General features: G+C 62.2%; 14 protein-coding genes, 4 tRNA genes, 3 rRNA genes and 1 pseudogene. 15 read left to right on the top strand and 7 right to left on the bottom strand.

Annotation, left to right across the window (positions count from 1 at the left end; translation table 11 throughout):
- Positions 1-6: 6 nt before the first annotated feature.
- Positions 7-921 carry a peptide chain release factor N(5)-glutamine methyltransferase gene (prmC, locus tag OU998_RS16320; protein ID WP_267514700.1) on the bottom strand — a complete coding sequence of 305 codons (915 nt, stop codon included), beginning with the start codon at positions 919-921 and terminating at the stop codon, positions 7-9.
- Positions 922-1014: 93 nt separating this feature from the next.
- Here prmC and OU998_RS16315 point away from each other — a divergent pair, with 93 nt between their 5' ends.
- Complete coding sequence (locus OU998_RS16315) at positions 1015-2262, top strand: YihY/virulence factor BrkB family protein (protein WP_267514699.1); 1248 nt, start codon at positions 1015-1017, stop codon at positions 2260-2262.
- On the opposite strand, the gene hslU is transcribed toward OU998_RS16315, so the two are convergent.
- Positions 2252-3553 carry an ATP-dependent protease ATPase subunit HslU gene (gene hslU, locus OU998_RS16310; protein ID WP_267514698.1) on the bottom strand — a complete coding sequence of 434 codons (1302 nt, stop codon included), beginning with the start codon at positions 3551-3553 and terminating at the stop codon, positions 2252-2254. The genes OU998_RS16315 and hslU overlap by 11 nt on opposite strands.
- Before the next feature lie 728 nt (positions 3554-4281).
- Here hslU and OU998_RS16305 point away from each other — a divergent pair.
- Together OU998_RS16305 and OU998_RS16300 are read left to right on the top strand one after the other, a co-directional pair.
- Positions 4282-6018: a retron Ec67 family RNA-directed DNA polymerase/endonuclease gene (locus tag OU998_RS16305; protein ID WP_267514697.1), complete on the top strand. Its 1737-nt coding sequence runs from the start codon at positions 4282-4284 to the stop codon at positions 6016-6018.
- 46 nt (positions 6019-6064) lie between these two features.
- A complete protein-coding gene (locus OU998_RS16300; RefSeq protein WP_267514696.1) occupies positions 6065-6277 on the top strand; it encodes a hypothetical protein in 213 nt (70 codons plus the stop codon).
- A gap of 200 nt (positions 6278-6477) precedes the next feature.
- Here OU998_RS16300 and OU998_RS16295 read toward each other — a convergent pair.
- Positions 6478-6693, bottom strand: a pseudogene (locus OU998_RS16295) (ArsB/NhaD family transporter); the annotation flags it as partial.
- A gap of 169 nt (positions 6694-6862) precedes the next feature.
- Here OU998_RS16295 and arsC point away from each other — a divergent pair.
- On the top strand, positions 6863-7288 hold the full coding sequence (arsC, locus tag OU998_RS16290; RefSeq protein ID WP_267514695.1) for an arsenate reductase (glutaredoxin): 426 nt from the start codon (positions 6863-6865) through the stop codon (positions 7286-7288).
- A 58-nt stretch (positions 7289-7346) separates the two neighbouring features.
- On the opposite strand, the gene ppa is transcribed toward arsC, so the two are convergent.
- Complete coding sequence (gene ppa, locus OU998_RS16285) at positions 7347-7907, bottom strand: inorganic diphosphatase (RefSeq protein ID WP_267514694.1); 561 nt, start codon at positions 7905-7907, stop codon at positions 7347-7349.
- Between the two features lie 124 nt (positions 7908-8031).
- On the opposite strand from ppa, the gene OU998_RS16280 reads away from it, so the two are divergent.
- On the top strand, positions 8032-8715 hold the full coding sequence (locus tag OU998_RS16280) for a DUF599 domain-containing protein (RefSeq protein ID WP_267514693.1): 684 nt from the start codon (positions 8032-8034) through the stop codon (positions 8713-8715).
- Positions 8716-8969: 254 nt separating this feature from the next.
- On the opposite strand, the gene OU998_RS16275 is transcribed toward OU998_RS16280, so the two are convergent.
- Positions 8970-9863, bottom strand: coding sequence for an N-formylglutamate amidohydrolase (locus OU998_RS16275; protein ID WP_267514692.1), 894 nt, complete (start codon positions 9861-9863; stop codon positions 8970-8972).
- Between the two features lie 58 nt (positions 9864-9921).
- Between OU998_RS16275 and cpdR the strand changes: the two genes are divergently transcribed.
- Together cpdR and OU998_RS16265 are read left to right on the top strand one after the other, a co-directional pair.
- On the top strand, positions 9922-10278 hold the full coding sequence (gene cpdR, locus OU998_RS16270; RefSeq protein ID WP_054764657.1) for a cell cycle two-component system response regulator CpdR: 357 nt from the start codon (positions 9922-9924) through the stop codon (positions 10276-10278).
- A gap of 148 nt (positions 10279-10426) precedes the next feature.
- A tRNA-Val gene (locus tag OU998_RS16265) sits at positions 10427-10501 on the top strand.
- A gap of 125 nt (positions 10502-10626) precedes the next feature.
- On the opposite strand, the gene OU998_RS16260 is transcribed toward OU998_RS16265, so the two are convergent.
- Positions 10627-11187 (bottom strand): lipocalin family protein, encoded by a 561-nt coding sequence (locus OU998_RS16260; RefSeq protein ID WP_267514691.1) that lies wholly within the window; start codon positions 11185-11187, stop codon positions 10627-10629.
- Between the two features lie 692 nt (positions 11188-11879).
- Here OU998_RS16260 and OU998_RS16255 point away from each other — a divergent pair.
- The 7 genes from OU998_RS16255 to OU998_RS16225 all read left to right on the top strand — a co-directional run bounded on the left by OU998_RS16255 (position 11880) and on the right by OU998_RS16225 (position 17635).
- A 16S ribosomal RNA gene (locus OU998_RS16255) occupies positions 11880-13340 on the top strand.
- A gap of 197 nt (positions 13341-13537) precedes the next feature.
- Positions 13538-13614 (top strand) — tRNA-Ile (locus OU998_RS16250).
- A gap of 85 nt (positions 13615-13699) precedes the next feature.
- Positions 13700-13775 (top strand) — tRNA-Ala (locus OU998_RS16245).
- 200 nt (positions 13776-13975) lie between these two features.
- A 23S ribosomal RNA gene (locus OU998_RS16240) occupies positions 13976-16756 on the top strand.
- 87 nt (positions 16757-16843) lie between these two features.
- Positions 16844-16958 (top strand): 5S ribosomal RNA (gene rrf / locus OU998_RS16235).
- The 16S, 23S and 5S rRNA genes sit together here with 3 tRNA genes alongside, the layout of an rRNA operon.
- An 86-nt stretch (positions 16959-17044) precedes the next feature.
- A tRNA-Met gene (locus OU998_RS16230) sits at positions 17045-17121 on the top strand.
- Between the two features lie 217 nt (positions 17122-17338).
- Positions 17339-17635, top strand: a complete 297-nt coding sequence (locus tag OU998_RS16225) for a hypothetical protein (protein ID WP_267514690.1) — start codon at positions 17339-17341, stop codon at positions 17633-17635.
- Positions 17636-17803: 168 nt separating this feature from the next.
- On the opposite strand, the gene OU998_RS16220 is transcribed toward OU998_RS16225, so the two are convergent.
- On the bottom strand, positions 17804-20653 hold the full coding sequence (locus tag OU998_RS16220) for a M16 family metallopeptidase (protein ID WP_267514689.1): 2850 nt from the start codon (positions 20651-20653) through the stop codon (positions 17804-17806).
- A gap of 385 nt (positions 20654-21038) precedes the next feature.
- On the opposite strand from OU998_RS16220, the gene OU998_RS16215 reads away from it, so the two are divergent.
- Positions 21039-24104: a TonB-dependent receptor gene (locus OU998_RS16215; protein WP_267514688.1), complete on the top strand. Its 3066-nt coding sequence runs from the start codon at positions 21039-21041 to the stop codon at positions 24102-24104.
- The last annotated feature ends 88 nt before the right edge of the window (positions 24105-24192 follow it).

The following is a 24192-nucleotide window of genomic DNA, read 5'->3' as shown; positions in this document are numbered from 1 at the left end:
CGCCCCTCACTCCTGCGGGATCGGATTGGTCCGGGGGTCCGGGCCGTTGGTGACGACGCGGTCGCGTTCTCCCAGGTCCTTGATCACCTTGACGTCGGCAAAGCCCTGGGCCTCGAACAGGGCCTTGACCTGGGGCCCCTGGTCCCAGCCGATCTCGACGGCGAAGACGCCGCCGGGCTTGAGGATCCGCTTCACCTCGGGGGCCAGGTCGCGATAGGCCTGCAAGCCATCGGGGCCGCCGTCCAGGGCCAGGTGGGGGTCGTGGTCGCGGACCTCGGGGTCCAGGGTCGGGATGTGGTCGGTGGGGATATAGGGGGGGTTGGACACCACCAGGTCGAAGCTCGCGTCGCCGAAGCCCGCGGCCCATTCGGTCCTCAGGAAGGCGGCGCGCTCGTTCAGGTCCAGGTTGGCGGCGTTCTCCTTGGCCACGGCCAGGGCCTCGGTCGAGATGTCGGCGCCCACGCCCTGGGCCGCCGGCCGCTCGGCCAGCAGGGCCAGCAGGATGGCGCCCGAGCCGGTGCCCAGGTCGGCGATGCTGAAGGCCTGGGTCTTGGCGAAGGCCAGCAAGGCGATGTCGAGGATGGTCTCGGTGTCGGGGCGGGGGCTGAGAACGTCGGGGGTGACGTTCAGCATGATCTTCCAGAAGCCCTTCTTGCCGACGATCCTCGACACGGGCTCGCGGCGCAGGCGGCGTTCGACCATGGCCTCGTACTCGGCCTGCTGCTCGGGGGTGACGACCCGGTAGGGGTCGGTCAGGATGTCCATACGGCTGGCGCCGGCGGCGGCTTCCAGCAGCAGGCGGGCGTCGATGGCCGGGCTGTCGATGCGGCCGCCCTTCAGGCGGGCCTGGGCGGCCTTCCACACGGTCAGCAGGGTCGCGGCGCCGTCGGCGGGCTTGGGGGAGAGGGGCTCGGTGGTCATTTCGGGTGATTGGCCCTTCGCGGCCGGGATTTCAAGCACGGCCGGCCGCGGGGCGGGCGGGAACGTCGCAGCCGCTGCGCCGTTCGCCTGCTGATGTTCCGGTTCAAGCCTCCTGTCCGCCCCGCCCGCCACTCGCTGTGGACCTTCGTCGCGGCGGCCCTGGGCGGCCTCGGCGCCGGCGCCGGCGCGGCCCATCTGCTCTATACCCAGGGCCACAAGCTCGGGCTGGAGCTGCGGCCCGAACGCCCCGAACCCCTGCCGCCCAAACCCCCGACGCCCGAGGACTACGAGACGAAGGAGCCGGGCCGAGGCCGTCTCGCCGCCCGGCCCGAGCATATCCCGCGCAAGGGCTGGACCGACATCCTGTGGCGCACGGGGGGCTCCTACTTCGGCGACCGGGTCGGGTTCGTGGCCGGGGGCGTGACCTTCTTCACCCTGCTGTCCCTGTTCCCCCTGCTGGGGACGTTCGTGACCCTGTACGGCCTGTTCGCCGATCCGGCCGACGCCTGGAGCCGGCTTCAGTTCCTGTACGGGGTCATGCCCAGCAGTATCGCCGCCTTCCTGGGCGGGGAGATGGAGCGGCTGGCCGCGAACTCGAACGGCCAGCTGACCTTCACACTGATCTGGACCCTGGCCCTGTCGCTGTGGACCGCCAATGGGGCGGTCAAGGTGCTCTTCTACGGGCTGAACATCGCCTATCACGAGGTCGAGCGCCGCAACATCGTCCGCTACAACCTGCTGTGCCTGGGCTTCACCCTGGGGGCCATTGCGGCCGTCCTGTTCAGCTCGCTGCTGGTGGTCGGGGCGCCCGTGGCGATCCGGTTGTTCGGGCTGGAGGAGGAGTGGGGCCTGCTGGCCCTGCTGCGCTGGCCCCTGCTGCTGGTCGGCTATGTCGCCGCCCTGACCCTGATCTACCGGTTCGGCCCGTGCCGGCAGAAGGCGCGCTGGCGCTGGCTGACGCCGGGGGCGATCTTTGCGGCGGTGGTCAGCCTGACGGTCTCGTTCGTGTTCAGCTGGTACCTGAGCAACTTCGTCCGCACCGACTCCTACGGCCCGCTGGCGGCCATGATGGGCTTTCTGCTGTGGACCTGGCTGTCGGTGCAGGTGATCCTGATGGGGGCCGAGCTGAACGCCGAGATCGAGCATCAGACGGCGATAGACACCACCACCGGCAAGCCCCTGCCCATCGGCGAGCGCGGCGCCCAGGTGGCCGACAGCATCGGCGCCAAGCGCGGCAATCCCTCCGCCCTGGCCTTCACCCAGCGCCACGCCGAGGCGGTCGCCGACCGGCTGATGCGCCGCCGCAACCGCCATCGGCGCGAGCGGGCCGCTAAAGAATGAACCGGCTCAGGTCCACGTCCTTGGTCAGGGCGCTCAGCTTGTCGCGCACCGCCGCCCCGTCGAAGGCCACGGTCTGGCCCGCCAGGTCCGAGGCCTTGAAGCTGGTCTCCTCCAGCACCCGCTCCAGCACGGTCTGAAGCCGCCGGGCGCCGATGTTCTCGACGGCCGAGTTGGCCGCCACCGCCGCGTCGGCCAGGGCCTCTACCGCGTCGTCGGTGAAGGTCAGGGTCACGTCCTCGGTGGCCAGCAGGGCCTGGTTCTGACGGATCAGATTGGCCTCGGGCTCGGTCAGAATCCGCTTGAAGTCGTCCCGCGTCAGGGCCTTCAGCTCGACCCGGATCGGCAGCCGGCCCTGCAACTCGGGCAGCAGGTCCGACGGCTTGGCCACATGGAAGGCGCCCGAGGCTATGAACAGCACATGGTCCGTCTTCACCGGCCCGTATTTGGTCGAGACGGTGGTCCCCTCGATCAGGGGCAGCAGGTCGCGCTGGACCCCCTCGCGCGAGACGTCGGCGCCGGAGGCCCCCTGGCGGGCGGCCACCTTGTCGATCTCGTCCAGGAAGACGATGCCCTCGTTCTCGGCCAGGATCAGCGCCTCCTTGGTCAGGCTGTCCTGATCCAGCAGCTTGTCGCCCTCTTCGGCGATCAGGGGGGCGGTGGCGTCGCGGACGGTCAGCTTGACCGTCTTGGTCCGGCCGCCGCCCATCTTGCCCAGCATCTCCGACAGGTTCAGCAGGCCCACGGCCCCGCCGCCGGGGATGTCCAGCCCCTGGATCGGCGAGGCGGTGTCGGCTAGGGCGATCTCGATCTCCTTGTCGTCCAGCTCGCCGGCCCGCAGCTTCTTGCGGAAACTGTCGCGCGTCGCCGGACCGGCGCCGGGTCCGACCAGGGCGTCCAGGATCCGGTCCTCGGCCGCACCCTCGGCCCGCGCCCGCACCTCGCTGCGGCGGCGGTCGCGCACCATGACCAGGGCGCTCTCGACCAGGTCGCGCATGATCTGGTCCACGTCGCGGCCGACATAGCCGACCTCGGTGAACTTGGTCGCCTCGACCTTGAGGAAGGGCGAACCCGCCAGCCGCGCCAGCCGCCGGGCGATCTCGGTCTTGCCGACGCCGGTCGGGCCGATCATCAGGATATTCTTGGGCGTCACCTCGTCGCGCAGATCCTCGGGCACGCGCTTGCGACGCCAGCGGTTGCGCAGGGCCACGGCCACGGCGCGCTTGGCGTCGTCCTGGCCGACGATATAGCGATCCAGTTCGGAGACGATTTCGCGGGGGGAGAGGTCAGTCATGGAATGCAGATAGGGCGCCGAACGCCCGAGCGGGAGGGGGCGGCGCCGACGGGCCGTTCCAGGGCGGGAATAGACTCAATCCACTGCAAAAAAATGGAGTCTATTTTCGTACAATCTTCGGGGGCGGGCGACGGGGCGCGCCGGCCCGAGCGGGTCGGGACGGGCGAGGGGTTCAGTTGTCAAAGACCGTGCGGACATGATGGCACGGTTTTGAGGCGTGATAGGTTGAGGGGCGGTTGCGGGAGGCAGGGCGTTGAAAAGGCCGGGGTTTGGTTGCGGAATTGGGATAAGAAAGGCGTGATCTCGAGCGCACGACGCGGACTAGGGATTGCCGACAGCCTAAGGCTCATTGTCAATGTCGCGTATGCGCCAGGAGCGGCAATCGGCATCACGCCGCAAACGCGACTTTGTGCGCGGCCCTGAAGCCCGCCTTTGGAAGCGATGACGTCACGCCCGTTTCATGGTCGGTTCCAAAATCATCCTTCATGGGATTGGCCTCCATTCCCTGCCCGGGGGGCAAACCGCAAACCCTCGTGATGTCAACTGTAGACACTCGCAGGACGCGAGTGCTAGCGTAGCGATAAGGCTTACAGGCCAGATTTGTTGTCGTCTTGTTGCGGCATATGAAACAACGTCTCTGCACCTTACGGGGCGCTATGCTCGATTCATGCTATATGGATCGCTGGGAATAGGAGTGCCTGTAAGCCGTCCAACTTTGGGTGGTGGCTTTGTCGACGCTGGATCAGCTCAAATCTGCGAGCACGCTGACGGATTTCGCCGTGCTGCTGAACACGCCGACGAAGTCGCTCATCAACACGCTGTACAAGGTGCCCGAGGCGGCTTGGTATCAGACGTTTCCAATACCGAAAAAGTCGGGCGGCGAGCGGATCATCAACGCCCCCATGGGCAAGATGAAAACCTACCAGCGTGTGCTGGCCAACATCCTCTACGAATGCGATGCCGAGAGCAAAATCGAGGGGCTGCGACCGCTCTCGCACGCTTATCGGAAGGGCCAATCGATCATCACGAATGCGACCGTCCACAAAAATAGGCGCTACGTCCTTAATCTCGACCTAAGCGATTTTTTCCCGACCTTCACGTTCCCTCGAGTCCGCGGGTTCTTCATCAAGGACCAGGCCTTCGAACTGAAGCCTGAGTGCGCGACGATCCTCGCCCAGCTTGCTTGTTTCGAGAATGCGCTTCCGCAGGGCAGTCCATGCTCGCCAATCATTTCCGATTTGATCGCCCGCATCCTTGACCAGCGGCTGGCTAGGTTCGCCAAGCAGCACAAGGTCACGTACTCGCGCTACGCGGATGACATTACGTTCTCAACGAATGCCAAGTCCTTCCCGGAGGCTTTGGCTACAGGCGGATCTTCCCCGGAAGTTCCGTGGGTCCTCGGTCAAGCGCTAATCGACAAGATCGAAGGCTCTGGCTTCGTCATCAACCACGACAAGACGCGCATGCAGGTGAAGGCGTCGCGCCAGATGGTGACAGGCCTAACCGTCAACGAGAAGGTCAATATCTCGCAGCAGTACTGGGGCCGCGTGCGCTCCATGTGCCAGTCGCTATACAAGACAGGCATGTACTACCGGCCATCTACCGACCCTCAAGACCCCGAGTCGATAAAGACGAGCTTGGCCTCGCTTCGCGGGGTCCTAGGCCACGTCTACAACGTCAAAATGAAGTCCCACATCCGGCCAGTGGCCGAGCCTGGGAGCAAGCATAAACCGCCGCTGATCTTCGGACAGAAGACCCACGAGAACTTTCACTTCTACGACTACTTCGTCGCGCCACAGCAGCCGTTGATCGTGACCGAGGGGCACACCGACCCGGTGTACCTTCGCAACGCCATTCGACGCCTAGCCGTCGCCCATCCGGGATTGGGCCAAGTCTCACCCAACGGGTTCACGTACAAGATAAAGTTCTTCAACTACGAAAACACGGTCACAACCTTGCTCCGCATGGGCGGGAGCGATCCCCTAAAGAACCTGGCGATCACATATGCCAAACGGCTTGAACGTTACGACTACAAGCCGATGCTTCATCCCGTCATTTTGCTCTTGGATAATGACTCGGGCCTCGGCTCATTCGCCGGCGCTATCAACGGCAAGTTCGGGAAAGCGCTAAGCCTCAATTCCACGGACCCGTTTTATCACCTGGTCGCGAACCTCTACGTCGTGAAGACCCCGGAGCCGGGCAGCGGGGAGCATTCGTGCATAGAGACGTTGCTGGGGGCCGACTTCCCTAAATTTCTAGCCGGGAAAGTTTTCCCTGGACCAAACGATAGTTTCGACCCGGCGAAGCATATCAAAAAGACCGACTTCGCCCGCAAGGTTGTCGCGAAGAATGCCGCCACCATAAACTGGTCAGGCTATGATCCTTTGCTGGCGCGAATAGACGCCGTGATTGCACATTATCAGGCACCCGTGCTTCCCGCGCCGGCGCCAGCAGCACCGAGTTGATCGCCTCTGGTTAACGCCTCGGGGTTGGCCGTGTGACGGTCCACCAGTGGCTAATCCCGGTCTCGAGCGTGTTCTCGCCGTAGTGGTGAAAGTGCAGACCCGCCACGATAAGTTCGACGAGACGCTTGGTCTGGTGTGCATCGATCTTGACCATGTGCATCTGCCGCAAGATGCCGTTGACCGAAATCCATTGTGGGGGCTCATCGATCCCAAGCTCATTACGAATGTGACGGCCACCGGCATAAAGCAGACCTTCTGAACTTCGCCTTGGAGTCACGGGCGGACAATCGGGCGAAGCTGGGCATGGTCACCACGGGACTGCGTGCGGCCTGCTCGAGCACAGGCGCCGGTCTCGCGGACGCACCCCCTCCGTCACGGCGCTGAAGGAGCGCCGCGCCACCTCCCCCAGAGGGGGAGGAGACGGGCGGGTGGTTGGGCGGCGGCGGCTGGTGTTGTGGCTTAGACGGTCAGCCGCAAAGCCAGGGCGGTCAGGGTGACGGCGAGGACGGGGAGGGTCAGGATCAGGCCGATCTTGATATAATAGACCCAACCGATGCGGACGCCCTTTCGGGCCAGGACGTGCAGCCATAACAGGGTGGCCAGCGAGCCGATGGGGGTCATCTTGGGGGCCAGGTCGCTGGCGATGACATTGGCGTAGATCATGGCCACCCGCACTGGGTCTCCCGCACCGGGCCGCCCGTACTGGGCCTGTCGCAGACGGGGCGTCGATGGCCAGGGCCGTGATTAGGAGAATGGTGACGGCGAAGATCATGAAGATGATCTAGAAGCACGGGTTCGGGCCGGCGTCGGGCGTGCGGCCCCCTGATTTGCAAGCGAGGCCCCCATGGACGTCGTCATCTATCATAATCCCGCCTGCGGGACGTCGCGCAACACCCTGGCCCTGATCCGCCATGTCGGGATCGAGCCCCATGTGGTCGAATATCTGAAGACCCCGCCCAGCCGGGCCCTGGTGGCGCAGTTGGTCGAGCGGATGGGCGGATCGGTGCGCGACATCCTGCGCGAAAAGGGCGCGCCCTATGCCGAGCTGGGCCTGGGCGAGCCCGGCCTGTCGGACGATCAGTTGCTGGATGCGATCGAGGCCCATCCGATCCTGATGAACCGGCCCATCGTCGTGTCGCCCCGGGGCGTGAAGCTGTGCCGGCCGTCCGAGGCGGTGCTGGACCTGCTGCCCGAGGCGGGGCTGAAGCCCTTCGTCAAGGAAGACGGCGAGGTGGTGATCGACGCCGGCGGGCGCCGCGTCGAGGGGTAGCAAAAAGGCGTCCCCCGGATCGGAGGACGCCTTGATGGTTCGGCGATGTCGCCTTGGGTCAGGCCTTCTTGTCGGCCTTTTGGGCGGCCAGCTTGTCCTGGTGGGCCTTCATGCCGATCTGGATCAGTTCGGCGGCCTCGCCGGCGTCGCCCCAGCCCTTGACCGTGACCGACTTGCCCTTCTCCAGATCCTTGTAGCGGGTGAAGAAGTGCTCGATCTGCTCGATCAGGATGGCCGGCAGCTGACGATAGCTGGCGATCTCGGTGTAATAGGGGTTCAGCTTGTCGACCGGCACGGCCAGGATCTTCTCGTCGCCGCCGGCCTCGTCCACCATCTTCAGCACGCCGATGGGGCGCGAGCGGATGACGCAGCCCGGCACGACTGGCGTCGGGTTCAGCACGATGACGTCGCAGGGATCGCCGTCGTCCGACAGGGTGTGCGGGATGAAGCCGTAGTTGCCGGGATAGTACATGGCGGTGTGCAGGAAGCGGTCGACGAACAGGGCGCCCGAGGCCTTGTCCATCTCATACTTCACCGGCAGGCCCCCTTGGGGGATCTCGATGATGACGTTGATGTCCCAGGGGGCGTTCGGGCCGACCGGAATGGCGTCGAGGTTCATGGCGGGTCTTTTGCTGCGACTGCGAATATTGGGCGATGGGTGATAGGCCGCGCGGGCCGTCGGGGCAAGCGCGACGTGAGCCGAAGCTCTTGCGCGACGCCCCCGACTGGGGTCATTTCGCGTCATGACCTGGGTTGATTGGGCCGCGCTGGCGCTCTTCTTTATCTGCTGGCTCGGCTATGCGCCGATCCTGAAATTCGTCGGCCGCTACGGTGGTTCGCTGAACGACGACATGGCTCATGTCCGCCGCATGTGGATGTCGGCCATGACCCATCGCGAGCTGAAACTGGTCGACAGTCAGCTGATGGGGCATTCGATCAATTCCGCCTCCTTCTTCGCCTCGACCAATCTGCTGCTGATCGCAGCGGTGGGGGGGATATTGTTCGGCGGCGAAAGCAAGCTGGAAGGCTTCGCCGCCGTCGGGGCGGAAAATGTGCCCATCCAGATCCTGGAGGCCAAACTGGCTCTGGTGTTGATCTGTCTGGCGCGCGGGTTTCTGGATTTCATCTGGGCCCTGCGTCAGATGAACTACACCCTCGCCCTGATCGGTGCGGCCCCCGAACTGCACCACAAGACCGACCGCGAGGCCTTCGGCGATGCGGCGGCTGAGTTGCTGAACCCGGCGCTGAGCGCGTTCAGCCAAGGCGTGCGCGGCTATTATTTCGCCCTGGCGGCGGCGGCCTGGCTGTTCGGGCCTCTGTGGCTGGCCCTGGGCGTGGCCTCGTCCTTCGGCCTGCTGATCTATCGCCAGGAGGCCTCGCCCGCCGCCCGCGCCATCCGCAACGCGCGTCGCCTGCTGGGTGAATGACGGTCATTTTGCGTTTGCGGTAGGCGTGAATGATTGGAGACCTCGCCAATGCGGCGAATTGCGGCGAAAGGCGCCGCAATTGCGTAACAACCCGTGACCTGAAAACCGCTGTCTGCGCTTGACCGATTGTGCATCGCAACCTAGATTGACCTTCGACGCCTTCGGGCGTCTTGCCCTTCCTGGGCGTTTCCTCCCTATAGACTTTATATGCCGCGCCTCCGGGCGCGGCTTTTTTTTGACTTGTCGCCGATCAGTCAGGTGGGGGCGCCGTCCGCCCAATCCTCGGCGCAAAGCGCAGTGATGACGCGGTTCAACGCCTTTGTCGTCGCGCCATGGGCGGCGTTGGGCGTCTGGCGCGCCTCATCCAGATACAGGCTGCGGCTCAGTTCGATCTGGATCGCCTCATAGCCCTCGTCGGGTCGGCCCCAGACCTGGGTGGACCAGCCCCCCGCATAGGGATGGTTCAGCGCCACCCGCCAGCCCATTGCCTCGAACAGATCGCGCAGCCGCCGCGTCAGTCGCGTGCTGCAAGACGACCCATGCCGGTCGCCCAGCACCACCTCCGCCCCCACCGCCCGCGCGGGCATGGAATGCCAGTCGATCAGAACCGCCCGGCCGCAGCGGGCGTGGGTCCGGGCCATCAGATCCGCCAGGGCGGCGTGATAGGGGGCGTGGGCCGCACGGATGCGCGCGTCGGCCTCCGCTCGCGACAGTCGTCGGTCGTAAAGGGCCAGGCCGTCGCCGGTCAGGCGCGGGATCAGACCATATCCGGCCCGGGTCTTGGCCCCGACAGGTCCCTCGACGTCGTCGATCAGGCCGGGATCCAACTCGGCGGGGTCGCGGTTCAGATCCAGATAGGCCCGGCCGATCCGCGCCTCGATCAGAGGCGCGCCATGGTCTGGCCCTGCCCGCACCAGCGCTCCGACTAGGGCGTCCTCGGCGCTCCTGAGGCTGGAACGGGACAGGCCGGCGACGGCGCCCATATCGTCGGGATAGGTCTGGCCTGAATGGGGGGAGGCGAAGACCAGGGCCGTCTGCGGCGCCGTCTCGGGCGGCAGAGTGATCGCGAAACTGGCCCCGTCCATACTCATACGCACCGCATAGCGCGTTTCGTTGTGGAAGGAAGGCGGCCGCGCGTGGAATTTCATCGCCGGTTTACGCTTGGCGGCCTAGGCTGGGCGTCTGATTAGAACGGGCACTTCTCGAATGGCGCGCATACTTTTGGCCGAAGACGACAGTTCGCTTCGCGGTTTCCTGACCCGGGCGCTGGAGCGGGCCGGGCATCAGGTGATCGACTGTGAGAACGGCGACGACGCCATCGACGCCCTGGAGCACGGCCCTTACGACCTGCTGCTGACCGACATCGTCATGCCCGGCGCCGACGGGATCGAGGTGGCGCGCGTCGCCGCCGCCCGCCAACCCGGCCTGCGCATCATGTTCATCACCGGCTTCGCCGCCGTCGCCCTGACCGCCGCCCAGGCCTCGCCCCAGGCCAAGGTCCTGTCCAAGCCTGTGCACCTGCGCGACCTGGTCAATGAGGTCGAGCGGATGGTCGCGGCCTGACGCGGGGTTTCAAGGCGGCTGAACGGCGGGCTTAACGGCGTTCGGCCAAAAATCGCATTCTCGCCGTGAAATCGGCTTGATGCCGTCCGGGCGTGCCGCTATACGACCGCTCTTCCCGCTCCGGAGTGATTTTTCGGAGCCCTACGGCGGATGCGTAGCTCAGCGGGAGAGCACCTCGTTGACATCGAGGGGGTCACAGGTTCAATCCCTGTCGCGTCCACCATTTCTTCCCAAGACATTCAAAGTCGCTCCCAAGACGTTCCAAGCGTCGAAGGTCGCCGCATCGCGCGCGCGAAGGCTTCCGTTGTGGCGCGCCTTCTTCACGTCTGGCGGTCGTACAGCGAGGCGTCAGGCCTCCGGCTGTTTCGTCATTCTCAACAGAGAGAGATCATAGCCGAGGTCGCGCGCCCGGCTCAGGATCGTGTCGCGGACCTGGCTCGACGGGGCGGGCGTTCGCGAGAGCAGCCAGAGGTAACGGCCTGAAGGCTCGCCGACGATGGACCAGGAGTAGTCCTCGGCATGATCCAGCACCCAGTAGTTCCCAAAATAGAAGGGGCCGAAGAAGGAGACCTTCAGCTTGGCGTTCACGCCGCTGTCGATAACCTTGGCCTTGCCCTCTATCGAGCGAAGCGCGCCGTCCACCTCATCCTGACGGCAGGTGTTGAGGACGCTGATCAACCCGTCCGGACGGAGGCCGTAAGTCGCCGTGCTGGCTTCGCATCCGCGCTGGAAGCCGGCCTCATAGCGCGCGATCTCATACCAGCGCCCCGCATATCGGGTCAGGTCCACGGCTTTGGCCGGTTCGGGAACGGCTGTATTGCCCACGGGGCCGGACTGCAGGCTGACGCATGCGGACAGAGCGAAGACGGCGCCGACGCCCATCAGGGCCGCGAGGATATGTTTTGTCATAGGCGGCAAACGTCCGGGCCGGGTCGTCGTTCCTGGTGGGCGACGCTTTGATGGGGGAGGGCCGGCTTGGGAAGCGCGGTCGTCCATCGGCGGTTTTCGAGAATCTTTCACAAAGGTTCAGAATCTGGTTGCGGCGGAAAAGGGTGGCCCGTATAGGACCGCCTCGCTCGGAAACGGGCCGGCCCTGAGGGCTTCGGAGCTTCGGTTTCGAGGGTTTTGAGGGGAAGAAAGAGTTGAGAAACTTCTTGCTTTCCTGGGTTGGTTTCAATAGGTTCCGCGCTCCGATCGAATCGCCGAACGGTTAAGGGGAAAGCCTCTGCGTTTTCCTCCGGTGATTTTTTGTGGTTTTGAGGCTTCGGTCTTGGTTCTGCGAAATCTCTGAAAAGAGCGGTTGACACGAGGTTCGCGGTTCTCTAAATCGCCGCCTCCGCCGACGACGAGGCGCTAAACAAGTCGGGCCGCTGAGGCGGTTCTAGGTCTTTGACATTGTTGATATGGAAAGAGAAACGCAGGCGGCGGTGTTCTAGCGATGACCATCTGGTCATTATACGACACTGACTATCTGCGGTCTTTTTGAAAAGATACCATGCGTCGGTCTTCGGATCGATGAATGGGAACTCGTCAATAAAATACGTAGAACTAATGCCAAGACGTCCTTCGGGATGTTCTTAAGCTTAGGTCAGAAGTCAACTCAACCTGAGAGTTTGATCCTGGCTCAGAGCGAACGCTGGCGGCAGGCCTAACACATGCAAGTCGAACGAACTCTTCGGAGTTAGTGGCGGACGGGTGAGTAACACGTGGGAACGTGCCTTTTGGTTCGGAATAACTCAGGGAAACTTGTGCTAATACCGAATGTGCCCTTCGGGGGAAAGATTTATCGCCATTAGAGCGGCCCGCGTCTGATTAGCTAGTTGGTGAGGTAAAGGCTCACCAAGGCGACGATCAGTAGCTGGTCTGAGAGGATGATCAGCCACATTGGGACTGAGACACGGCCCAAACTCCTACGGGAGGCAGCAGTGGGGAATCTTGCGCAATGGGCGAAAGCCTGACGCAGCCATGCCGCGTGAATGATGAAGGTCTTAGGATTGTAAAATTCTTTCACCGGGGACGATAATGACGGTACCCGGAGAAGAAGCCCCGGCTAACTTCGTGCCAGCAGCCGCGGTAATACGAAGGGGGCTAGCGTTGCTCGGAATTACTGGGCGTAAAGGGAGCGTAGGCGGACATTTAAGTCAGGGGTGAAATCCCGGGGCTCAACCTCGGAATTGCCTTTGATACTGGGTGTCTTGAGTATGAGAGAGGTATGTGGAACTCCGAGTGTAGAGGTGAAATTCGTAGATATTCGGAAGAACACCAGTGGCGAAGGCGACATACTGGCTCATTACTGACGCTGAGGCTCGAAAGCGTGGGGAGCAAACAGGATTAGATACCCTGGTAGTCCACGCCGTAAACGATGATTGCTAGTTGTCGGGATGCATGCATTTCGGTGACGCAGCTAACGCATTAAGCAATCCGCCTGGGGAGTACGGTCGCAAGATTAAAACTCAAAGGAATTGACGGGGGCCCGCACAAGCGGTGGAGCATGTGGTTTAATTCGAAGCAACGCGCAGAACCTTACCACCTTTTGACATGCCTGGACCGCCAGAGAGATCTGGCTTTCCCTTCGGGGACTAGGACACAGGTGCTGCATGGCTGTCGTCAGCTCGTGTCGTGAGATGTTGGGTTAAGTCCCGCAACGAGCGCAACCCTCGCCATTAGTTGCCATCATTTAGTTGGGAACTCTAATGGGACTGCCGGTGCTAAGCCGGAGGAAGGTGGGGATGACGTCAAGTCCTCATGGCCCTTACAGGGTGGGCTACACACGTGCTACAATGGCGACTACAGAGGGTTAATCCTTAAAAGTCGTCTCAGTTCGGATTGTCCTCTGCAACTCGAGGGCATGAAGTTGGAATCGCTAGTAATCGCGGATCAGCATGCCGCGGTGAATACGTTCCCGGGCCTTGTACACACCGCCCGTCACACCATGGGAGTTGGTTCTACCCGAAGGCGCTGCGCTGACCGCAAGGGGGCAGGCGACCACGGTAGGGTCAGCGACTGGGGTGAAGTCGTAACAAGGTAGCCGTAGGGGAACCTGCGGCTGGATCACCTCCTTTCTAAGGATGCTTCTCCAGGCCGTCTCTCACGAGGCTGTCTATTGAGGCTCCAATAAACTGCGGAATGCCGCCGTCTCCGTTTCTCTTTCCACTTTCGTCATCGACGCATCGACCATTCGGGTTGATGTATTGGTGACGCGATCGCGAGCCTGGGTTCCCAATCTTTCTTGAAAGTTTGGCCCGGCTGTCGCTGCCATAGGCCCGTAGCTCAGGTGGTTAGAGCGTACGCCTGATAAGCGTAAGGTCGGCAGTTCGAGTCTGCCCGGGCCTACCAGGACTTCTGGTTCGCTGGGGGTTCTCAGCCTCAAGACGGCATCGCCGACAGCTCTCCTGGGCTTCGCACTGTTCCTGGTTGGAACGGGGCCATAGCTCAGTTGGTAGAGCGCCTGCTTTGCAAGCAGGATGTCGTCGGTTCGACTCCGTCTGGCTCCACCAGGACCTTGTGATCGCATTCGAGTTTGCCGTTGGCCGTAAGGCGGGCGTGCATTGAAATCGTGAAGGAAGAACGTGACCGGCTCCCCTGAGCTTGTAGGTCTTGTTCGAGAAGAAGACATTGTCTGACAAATATCAGGCTTGGTCCCCCGGCAACTTTCCAGTCGGGCGGAATAAACCAAGCATGAGTTTTGCTGAGAAACGATCAAACGTTGAAGGGCTTCTGACGGATGCCTTGGCGTAGAGAGGCGATGAAGGACGTGGCAAGCTGCGATAAGAACCGGGGAGGCGCTAGCACCCTTTGATCCGGTTATTTCCGAATGGGGAAACCCACCTTTACAGTCTTCCAACTCTGTTTCTTCGGAAACAGCGATTGGCGGATTGTTTAAAGGTATAATGAGCTGAATACATAGGCTTCATTAAGCGAACCCGGGGAACTGAAACATCTCAGTACCCGGAGGAAAGGACATCAACCGAGACTCCCGTAGTAGTGGCGAGCGAACCGGGACCAGGCCAGTGCTCTTGTGAAATAAAGACGAACGATCTGGAAAGGTCGGCCATAGTGGGTGAAAGCCCCGTAGTCATCAAACAGCAAGAGACTCGAGTAGGGCGGGACACGTGAAATCCTGTCTGAACATGGGGGGACCACCCTCCAAGCCTAAGTACTCCTCTACGACCGATAGTGAACAAGTACCGTGAGGGAAAGGTGAAAAGCACCCCGACAAGGGGAGTGAAACAGATCCTGAAATCGGAAGCCTACAAGCAGTCGGAGCCCCCAAGCGGGGTGACGGCGTACCTTTTGTATAATGGGTCAGCGACTTCATGTGTCGAGCAAGCTTAAGCCGTTAGGTGTAGGCGCAGCGAAAGCGAGTCTGAATAGGGCGCTAAGTTCGACGTATGACGACCCGAAACCAGGTGATCTATCCATGAGCAGGTTGAAGGTTGGGTAACACCAACTGGAGGACCGAACCCGTGAATGTTGAAAAATTCTGGGATGACTTGTGGATAGGGGTGAAAGGCCAATCAAACCTGGACATAGCTGGTTCTCCGCGAAATCTATTTAGGTAGAGCGTCCGACGAATTCCTTGGGGGGTAGAGCACTGGATGGTTGCGGGCTGCGCGAGCGGTACCAATACTAACCAAACTCCGAATACCCAAGAGAACTATCGGGCAGACACACGGCGGGTGCTAACGTCCGTCGTGAAAAGGGAAACAACCCTAACCATCATCTAAGGCCCCCAAGTCACGGCTAAGTGGGAAACGATGTGGGATTGCTTTGACAATCAGGAGGTTGGCTTAGAAGCAGCCATCCTTTAAAGAAAGCGTAACAGCTCACTGATCAAGCGATCCTGCGCGGAAAATGTAACGGGGCTCAAGCCGTGCGCCGAAGATATGGGTTTGCAGTTTACTGCAAGCGGTAGCGGAGCGTTCCGTAGGCCGGTGAAGGTCAGGCGTGAGCCTGGCTGGAGGTATCGGAAGTGAGAATGCTGACATGAGTAACGATAGGAGTGTGAGAGACACTCCCGCCGAAAGACCAAGGGTTCCTGCGTAAAGCTAATCTGCGCAGGGTTAGTCGGCCCCTAAGGCGAGGCTGAAAAGCGTAGTCGATGGGAAGCAGGTAAATATTCCTGCACCAGCTGGAAGTGACGGATGGCTTAACTCGTACCCACTTATTGGATTGTGTGTGCGGGGGCGTTGTCCCAGGAAATAACTCCAGCAGAGACCGTACCCGAAACCGACACAGGTGGTCAGGTAGAGCATACCAAGGCGTTTGAGAGAACTATGCTGAAGGAACTCGGCAAATTGCACGCGTAACTTCGGAATAAGCGTGACTCACCCTGGGCAACCAGGACTGAGTGGCACAAGCCAGGGGGTAGCGACTGTTTAGCAAAAACACAGGGCTCTGCGAAGCAGCAATGCGACGTATAGGGTCTGACGCCTGCCCGGTGCCTGAAGGTTAAAGGGAGTTGTGAAAGCGACGAACTGAAGCCCAGGTAAACGGCGGCCGTAACTATAACGGTCCTAAGGTAGCGAAATTCCTTGTCGGGTAAGTTCCGACCTGCACGAATGGCGTAACGACTTCCCCACTGTCTCCAGCATAGGCTCAGTGAAATTGAATTCCCCGTGAAGATGCGGGGTTCCCGCGGTCAGACGGAAAGACCCTATGAACCTTTACTATAGCTTCGCCTTGGCGTTAGCGACCGTATGTGTAGGATAGGTGGGAGACTATGAAACCGGGGCGCCAGCTCTGGTGGAGTCGTCCTTGAAATACCACCCTTACTGTCGTTGACGTCTAACCGAGGGCCGTTATCCGGTCCCGGGACATGGCGTGGTGGGTAGTTTGACTGGGGCGGTCGCCTCCTAAAGTGTAACGGAGGCGCGCGATGGTGAGCTCAGAGCGGTCGGAAATCGCTCGTCGAGTGCAATGGCATAAGCTCGCCTGACTGCGAGACTGACAAGTCGAGCAGAGACGAAAGTCGGCCATAGTGATCCGGTGGTCCCGAGTGGAAGGGCCATCGCTCAACGGATAAAAGGTACTCTAGGGATAACAGGCTGATTTTGCCCAAGAGTCCATATCGACGGCAAAGTTTGGCACCTCGATGTCGGCTCATCACATCCTGGGGCTGGAGCAGGTCCCAAGGGTATGGCTGTTCGCCATTTAAAGTGGTACGTGAGCTGGGTTCAGAACGTCGTGAGACAGTTTGGTCCCTATCTGCCGTGGGTGTTCGAAGCTTGAGAGGATCTGTCCCTAGTACGAGAGGACCGGGATGGACATACCTCTGGTGTACCTGTCATGGCGCCAGCTGTGCAGCAGGGTAGCTAAGTATGGAATAGATAACCGCTGAAAGCATCTAAGCGGGAAACTAACCTCAAAACAAGGCTTCGCTGAGGATCGTGGAAGACTACCACGTTGATAGGCCAGGTGTGGAAGTGGGGCGACCCATGAAGCTTACTGGTACTAATAATCCGATCGGTTTGATCGTTTCTCAGCAAAACTCATTCGATGATTGCTCCTTGACCGAAGCAATCTCAGACAATGTCTTCTCATCATCCGCTGTCCGCCTTGTTGACCTGGTGGCTATGTCGGAGGTTCCACACCCGATCCCATTCCGAACTCGGTCGTTAAGCCCTCCAGAGCCAATGGTACTTCGTCTCAAGGCGCGGGAGAGTAGGTCGCCGCCGGGTCTACAAGGCGGACAGCCGATGATGAAATCTAATCACCGCAAATGCGGTCTTCTCGAAACGTTCTTCCTCACGAAACTACCGTTTGCCGCGGGATGGAGCAGCCCGGTAGCTCGTCAGGCTCATAACCTGAAGGTCGTAGGTTCAAATCCTACTCCCGCACCCAAGATTAACGACACCCCCGGCGCGAAAGCGACGGGGGTGTCGTCGTTCACGGGCCTGTTCGCGGCTCGTTGAGCCGTATCCCTATCGCCACCGCCAAGTGGAACGATGTCGATCCCCAAGCCTGGCTGGCCGGCGGCGCCGTTCAATGAGCACCGGGCTCCCAGAGGCGGAAAAAGGGATACATCACCGCCACCTGTGAGCGGTTCATCGCCGAGGTGTTGAAGCCCCGATTCCTGCCGGTCGTGCGTCCGACAGAGTTCAACTGCCCGGTCGACATTCTGGGTAGATGGCACGGGGGGCGCTACCGCTTCATCCAGCGGTACCGATCAGGCTTCACGGACAATCCTGGCGAAGAGTTCGATGCACCGTTCGTCCGCCTGGACTGGGTCGCCACTGACCGCTTCAACATCCAGTGGCATCGCCACACTGGAGCCTGGCGCTGCCTACATCGCAGCAAGACCCTCGCCCAGGCCCTCAAGCTGATCGAGACTGACGGCATCCTCCATCCAAACTGACCTGCCGCCAGCCGCTGTTCTGTCCGGAGGGGTATGGAAGGGGCGGGGCGGCATCGTGCCTCACCGGATGGTCAGCGCATCCGACTCGCACGCCCCACCCCGCCCGTGCGGCGGAGGGGGCTTCAGACAAGGCCGCAGGTTACGACGCCGGGAAGAGCGGGCCAGCCCCTACTTCAGCGAGCCGCTGTTCAGGTTCAGATCGCCGGCCTCGATCACCTCGAGGTTCGGGTGTTTGGCGCGCAGGGCGTCGAGGAACAGCGCGCCGTCGCCGACGATCACCAAGCTGGCGCGGTTGACCGGCAGGTGTTCGGCGAAGGCGGCTTGAACCTGGTCCGGGGTGACGGCGCGGACGCGGCCGGCGTAGTCGGCCAGATCGCTCATCGGCAGGTCGTAGAGGGCCAGGTTGGCGACCAGGGCGCCCAGGCCGTCGACCGTCTCCAGCGAACGGCCGAAGCCGCCGATCAGGGTGGCGCGGCGCGGGGCCAGGTCGTCCTGGGTCGGGGTCTCGGTTCCCATCTTGGCGATCTCGGCCAGGATCAGATCGGCGACCTCGTCGGCGGTCTCGTTCTTGGTCTGGGTCGAGGCGGTGAAGAGCCCGGCGTCGGCGCGGACGCCCAGCGAGGATCCGGCGCCGTAGGACAGGCCGCGCTTGATGCGAATTTCCTGGTTCAGCCGCGACGAGAAGCCGCCGCCCAGCAGGGTGTTGCCCACCGTCAGCGGGAAATAGTCGGCGTCGGTGCGCGAGACGCCGCGGATGGCGGCGACGACGGCGGCCTGGCCGGCGCCGGGCTGGTTCACCACGACGATGCGCGGAGCCAGGGCCTGGCCGGCGGGATTGGCGGTGGCGGCGGGCGCAGTTCCGGCCGGGCGCCAGTCGCCGAACGCCTGTTGCGCCAGGGCGCGGGCGGCGGCGGGGGCGATGTCGCCGGAGAAGACCAGGGTGGCGTCCGACGGGCGATAGCGGGCGGCGTGGAAGGCGGCGACGTCGGCCGGGGTGATGGCCGGCACGGTCTGCTGCGTCAGGGTGGCGCCATAGGGGGCGTCGCCATAGACGACGCGGCCCACGGTCATGCTGGCGATGGAGCCCGGTTGGCTGAGGGCGACGCGCAGGCCGTCCAGGGCCTGGGCCTGCTGACGCTCCAGCTCTTCGGCGGCGAAGACCGGGTTCTTCACCAGATCGGCCATCAGGGCGACCGTGGCCGGGAAGGCGTTGGCCGGGGCGTTGGCGTAGACATTGGTGAAGTCCACCCCGGCGCCGGCGCCGATGGAGGCGCCCAACTGTTCGATCTCGGTCGCGATCTCGGGCGCCGACTTGGTCTTGGTGCCCTGGGTCAGCAGGGCGGCGGTCATCGACGCGATCCCGGCCTTGCCGGAGGGATCGTCGGACGAACCGGCGTCGAAGCTGAGACGGGCCGAGACCAGCGGCAGGCCGTCGGTCGGGGCGACCAGGACGCGCAGGCCATTGTCCAGCCGGAAATCGGCGACGGCGGGGGTGGCCGGGGCCACTTCCGCGCCGGGCTGGGGCAGAGGCGCGCGCTCGGCCTCGGGCAGCAGGACGGCGGGAGTTCCGGCCTGCGCCAGGTCGGCGACCTTGACCGGCGCATCCACGTTCATCTTCTGCACCGAGGGCGGGTTCTGCTCGCCGGCGGCCAGGTAGCGGATCGTCGACTGGCGCTGGGGCGTCAGATATCTGCGGGCCACGCGCTGGACGTCGGCGACGGTGACGGCCTGGATCTGGGCGATCTCGCGGTCGGCGGCGGCGGCGTCGCCGGTGTTGATCAGAGCGAAGCCGAGCGCCACGGCGCGGTCGTCGACCGTCTCACGATTGCGCAGGGTGTTCGCGACGATCTCGTTCTTGGCCTCGGTCAGTTCGGCGGCGGTGACGGGGGCGTCGCGCAGCTTGGCGACCTCGGCGTTCAGGGCGGCGATGCCTTCTTCGGCCGTATGCCCCTGGGCCATGATGGCCAGGGCGGTCAGATTGCCGGCCTGCTGAGCGAAGTCGGGCGTCGAGCCGATCTGGGCGGCGATCTGCTGATCATAGACCAGCGAACGATACAGGCGGCTGCTCTCGCCGGTCGACAGTATGCCGTCCAGCACAGTCAGGGCGGCGCGGTCGGCGTCGGCGTATTTGACCGTCGGCCAGCCGACCACGACGGCGGGCAGGGGGACGTTCGGCGCATAATAGGTGGCTTCGCGCGGACCGGCGGGCTCGGGCTCGACGACATTATTGGCCGGGAGCGGCGTCGTCGGGTTCTTCAGCGGTGTGAAATACTGGTCGATCCAGCGGTCCAGTTGGGCCTGGTCGAAATTGCCCGCCACGATCAGATAGGCGTTGTCGGGCCGGTAGTAGGTGGCGTGGAAACGCAGCACATCGTCGAGGGACGAGGCCTCAAGTTCTTCGATCGAGCCGATGCCGGCGCGGCGATAGGGGCTCTCCTGATACAGGGTCTCGGGCACGAACAGGCCGAACAGGCGGCCGTAGGGGTTGGCGAGGATCCGCTGGCGGTATTCTTCCTTCACCACGTCGCGCTCGGCGACGAAGGTCGGCGCGTCCACGACCAGCGAACCCATCCGCTCGGCCTCCGCGAACAGCATCCGCTGCAGGTGGTTGGCGGGGACGGTCTCGAAATAGGCGGTGGTGTCGTCGGCGGTGAAGGCGTTGTTCGACCCGCCCACGTCCTCGGTCAGACGGTCGAAGGTCTCGGGCGGCAGGTTCTTGGTCGCCTTGAACATCAGGTGTTCGAACAGGTGGGCGAAGCCCGAGCGGCCGGCCGGATCGTCCTTGGACCCGACCTTGTACCAGACCTGGACCGTCACGTTCGAGGTGTCGGCGTCGCGGGCCGTATAGACCTCAAGCCCGTTGGGCAGCACACGCCGGGCGAAGCCCAGCGGCGGCACCTCCACGCCCTGAGGCGCCTGGGCGGCGACGGGTGCGGGGGCCAGGGCGGCGAAGGCGGGCGCGGCGAGGCCCAGCAGCAGGGCCGAAGCGGCGACGGTGACGGTCAGGCGAATTTTCATCAGGGGTCTCCCAGGCCCGGAACGCCGGGGCGGAAGCGACCGTACCAGCGTCCGCCCGCCGTGCACCTTACAGAGCTGTAATGATGGCCGGTGCGGCGCGGAAAGACGGCGGGTCGTCGGCCGGCGTCCTCAAAGATGTCAAAAATGTATCTAAATGCAGTATTGCAATGTAAAATATTACTATTTGGCAATAGCAAGTATTGATTATTGCAACTTAGATAAAAAGATTGCGGCAATTGGGTGACATGCATGTTGGAAATTTAATTATAGAGATGTTTGTGGGTTGGTGGGGCGTAAATTATCGCCACAAGATCCTCCATGCTGCCTCCGCAGCCGCGGCATATGGGTCAGGCTGACCCATTTACTCAACTGGAGGGATATTGAGTTGAACATTCGCAGTATACGACGGACTCTGCTGTCAGGCACGATTATCAGCAGCCTGACCGTCGCCGCCGGGATTGTGGCGCCGGTTCTGGTCGCGCCGACGCCGGCCATGGCCCAGGACATCTCCTCCGGCACACTGACGGGTTCGGTCGTCGGCGAGGGCGGGGCTCCGGTCGCCGGCGCCACGGTTGAGATCCAGTCCACGGAACAGGGCTTCAGTCGCTCGGCGACGACGGGCGCTGAGGGTGACTTCCGCGCTGCTCTGCTGCCGATCGGCCGCTATACGGTCACCATCACGGCGCCCGGCTACGCCCCGGTGGCCCAGTCGGTTCAGATCGCCCTTGGCGGCACCTCCTCATATAATTTCAGTCTGACCGAAGGCGCCGCCGACACTGTGGGTGAGATCGTGGTGACGGCGGCGCGCCGGAACCTGGACTTCAACGAAACCACCACAGGCTTGACGGTCGACGTGCAGGACCTGGTCAAGACCACGCCGGTCGGTCGCAGCATCGCCTCGATAATCCTGCTGGCGCCGGGGACGGTGCCGGGCGACAGCACCTTCGGCGATGTGCCGTCCATCGGCGGTTCGTCGGTGGCCGAGAACGCCTATTACGTCAACGGCCTGAACATCACCAACTTCGACACCTATATCGGCGGCTCCACCGTGCCGTTCGACTTCTATCGGTCGGTTGAGGTCAAGACCGGCGGCTATGCGGCCGAGTACGGTCGCGCCACAGGCGGCATCGTCAACGCCGTGACCAAGTCGGGTTCGAACGACTTCTACATGGCTCTGCACGGCAACTATGCGCCCGACAGCCTACGGTCCCAGTCGCCCGACACCTATTCCGCCGCCAATTCGCTGTACGAGGCCGATTCAAGCTCCACGACGGTTGAGTTGGGCGGCCCGATCATCAAGGATCGGCTGTTCTTCTATGGTCTGACCGAGTTCCGCGACACCGAGAGCACGTCTTACAGCATCACCAGCAACAATAAGACGATCAGTAAATCGGATGATCCCTTCTACGGGGTCAAGATCGATGGCTATGTCACGGATGACCACCATCTGGAATTCACTTGGTTTGACACGACGCGGGAGACCAATTCCGATATCTATGCGTGGGATAGCGCAACCGGCGTGGTCGGCGGTCAGACAGACACATCTTACTCCAAGACCGGCGGTGAGAGTTACGTTGCGCGCTATACAGGCACCTTAACCGACTGGCTGACGATTTCCGCGGCCTATGGTAAGAATCAGGAAAGTCAGCCATCGAAAACCGGCTCTACGACGGATTCGTATGCGTATGATTATCGCGATGATCCATCGACAACAGAATCCGATTACATTGGTCTTGTGTCTGATCAAACGAGCTCGACATATACATCAATTCGCAATACTGAGCGTGAGTTCTGGAGGTTTGATGCGGATCTCTATTTCGATTTCTTCGGCAAGCACCATGTTCGGGCAGGCGTCGATCACGAAAACCTGACGCTGGAGCGTACGACAGCAACGAACGGGGATCAATACTACAGGTACTATACGGCTACGGCCGCTTCGGCTTATGTTAAGAACGGCAGTATCGCAGCCGGAGATACCTATGTTCGGGTCACCGCTTACAACGCTAGCGGCAAGTTTGAAAACCAGAACGAAGCCTATTATCTACAGGACTCGTGGGACGTGAACGACCAACTGACGCTGAATCTCGGCGTCCGGCTCGACAAGTTCGATCTGAATAGCGGGACGGGCGATACGATCGTGTCGTTCGATAACGAGATCGGGCCGCGTCTGGGCTTCACCTTCGACCCGCTTAACGACGGACGTAGCCGCTTCTTCGGCTCCTATGGGCGTTATTATCTGCCTGTCGCGTCAAATACGGCCTTCCGCATGTCTTCGGCGGAACTGTACTTCAGCGAGTATTTCACAGTCGATCAGTCCACGCCCTATGATGAGAACGGCCTGCCGAACCTCGGCACACAGATCGTCAACTACTCGGGCGCGGTTTCATGTCCTTCGGGCGGGATCGGTACGGCCGGCGTCTTAGGCTGCGGCGTGTCGGCGGACGGTTCAATACCCTCGACCGAGTCGCTGGTGGCCAAGAATCTGGAATCGACCGCCGAGGACGAGTTCCAGTTCGGCTATGAACGCAAGATCGGCGATCTCTGGACCGTCGGGGCCAACTACACCTATCGCAACCTGGCTCGGAGCGCCGAAGACGTCGCGGTCGATGCGGCCGTCCTGAACTATTGCGAAGAGCAGGGCATCTCGGGCTGCGGCAGCATCTGGTCGGGCTTCCACCAGTATGTGGTCGTCAACCCGGGCTCGTCGGCGACCATCACTCTGTCGGACGCCTTGCCGGGTGAGACCGATGTTCGGACCGTAACCTTCTCGGCCGAGGAACTGGGCTATCCGGAGGCCAAGCGGATCTATCAGGCGTTGGAACTGACGTTTGAGCGCGCCTTCGACGGGGTTTGGGGGCTGCGCGGCTCCTATGTTCTGTCCAAGAGCGAGGGCAATACCGAGGGTTATGTGAAGTCGGACAACGGCCAGTCCGACGCCGGCATCACCCAGGACTTCGACCAACCGGGGCTGACCGACGGTTCCTATGGTCTGCTGCCAAACCACCGGGCACATGTGTTCAAGCTGTTCGGCTCCTATCAGGCCCTGCGTGACCTGTCGGTCGGCGGTAATCTGACCGTGGCCTCGCCGCGTCACTACGGCTGTATCGGCTACTATCCTGACGAGAACAACTTCGCCTATGACTATGGGGCCGCGTCCTACTACTGCGACAGTGAGGCTACGCCGCGCGGTTCTCAAATGACCTCGGACTGGCAGACGACCTTTGACGTCTCGCTGCGTTACACGGTGCCGGTCAGCATTCCGGGCGATCTGGTCTTGCGGGCTGACATCTTCAATCTGTTCGACGCTGACGCCGTCACTGATCTCAATGAGTTCGGTGATCAGAGCGGGTACGATCCCAACAACACGGACGACAACAACCCCTACTACGGTCAGGCGACCAGCTATCAGTCGCCGCGCTATGTTCGCATCGGCTTCGACTGGACCTTCTGAGCCTCGGCTGAGAAGACAAGACTGAAGGAGGGCGGCGGGCCAGTCTCGCCGCCCTTTTTCGTGGGCGCTTCCAGAACGGCGCTTCGAA

The sequence above is a fragment of the Brevundimonas sp. SL130 genome, assembly GCF_026625805.1.
Lineage (GTDB): Bacteria > Pseudomonadota > Alphaproteobacteria > Caulobacterales > Caulobacteraceae > Brevundimonas.
This window is presented reverse-complemented; position numbering and strand designations above follow the sequence as displayed.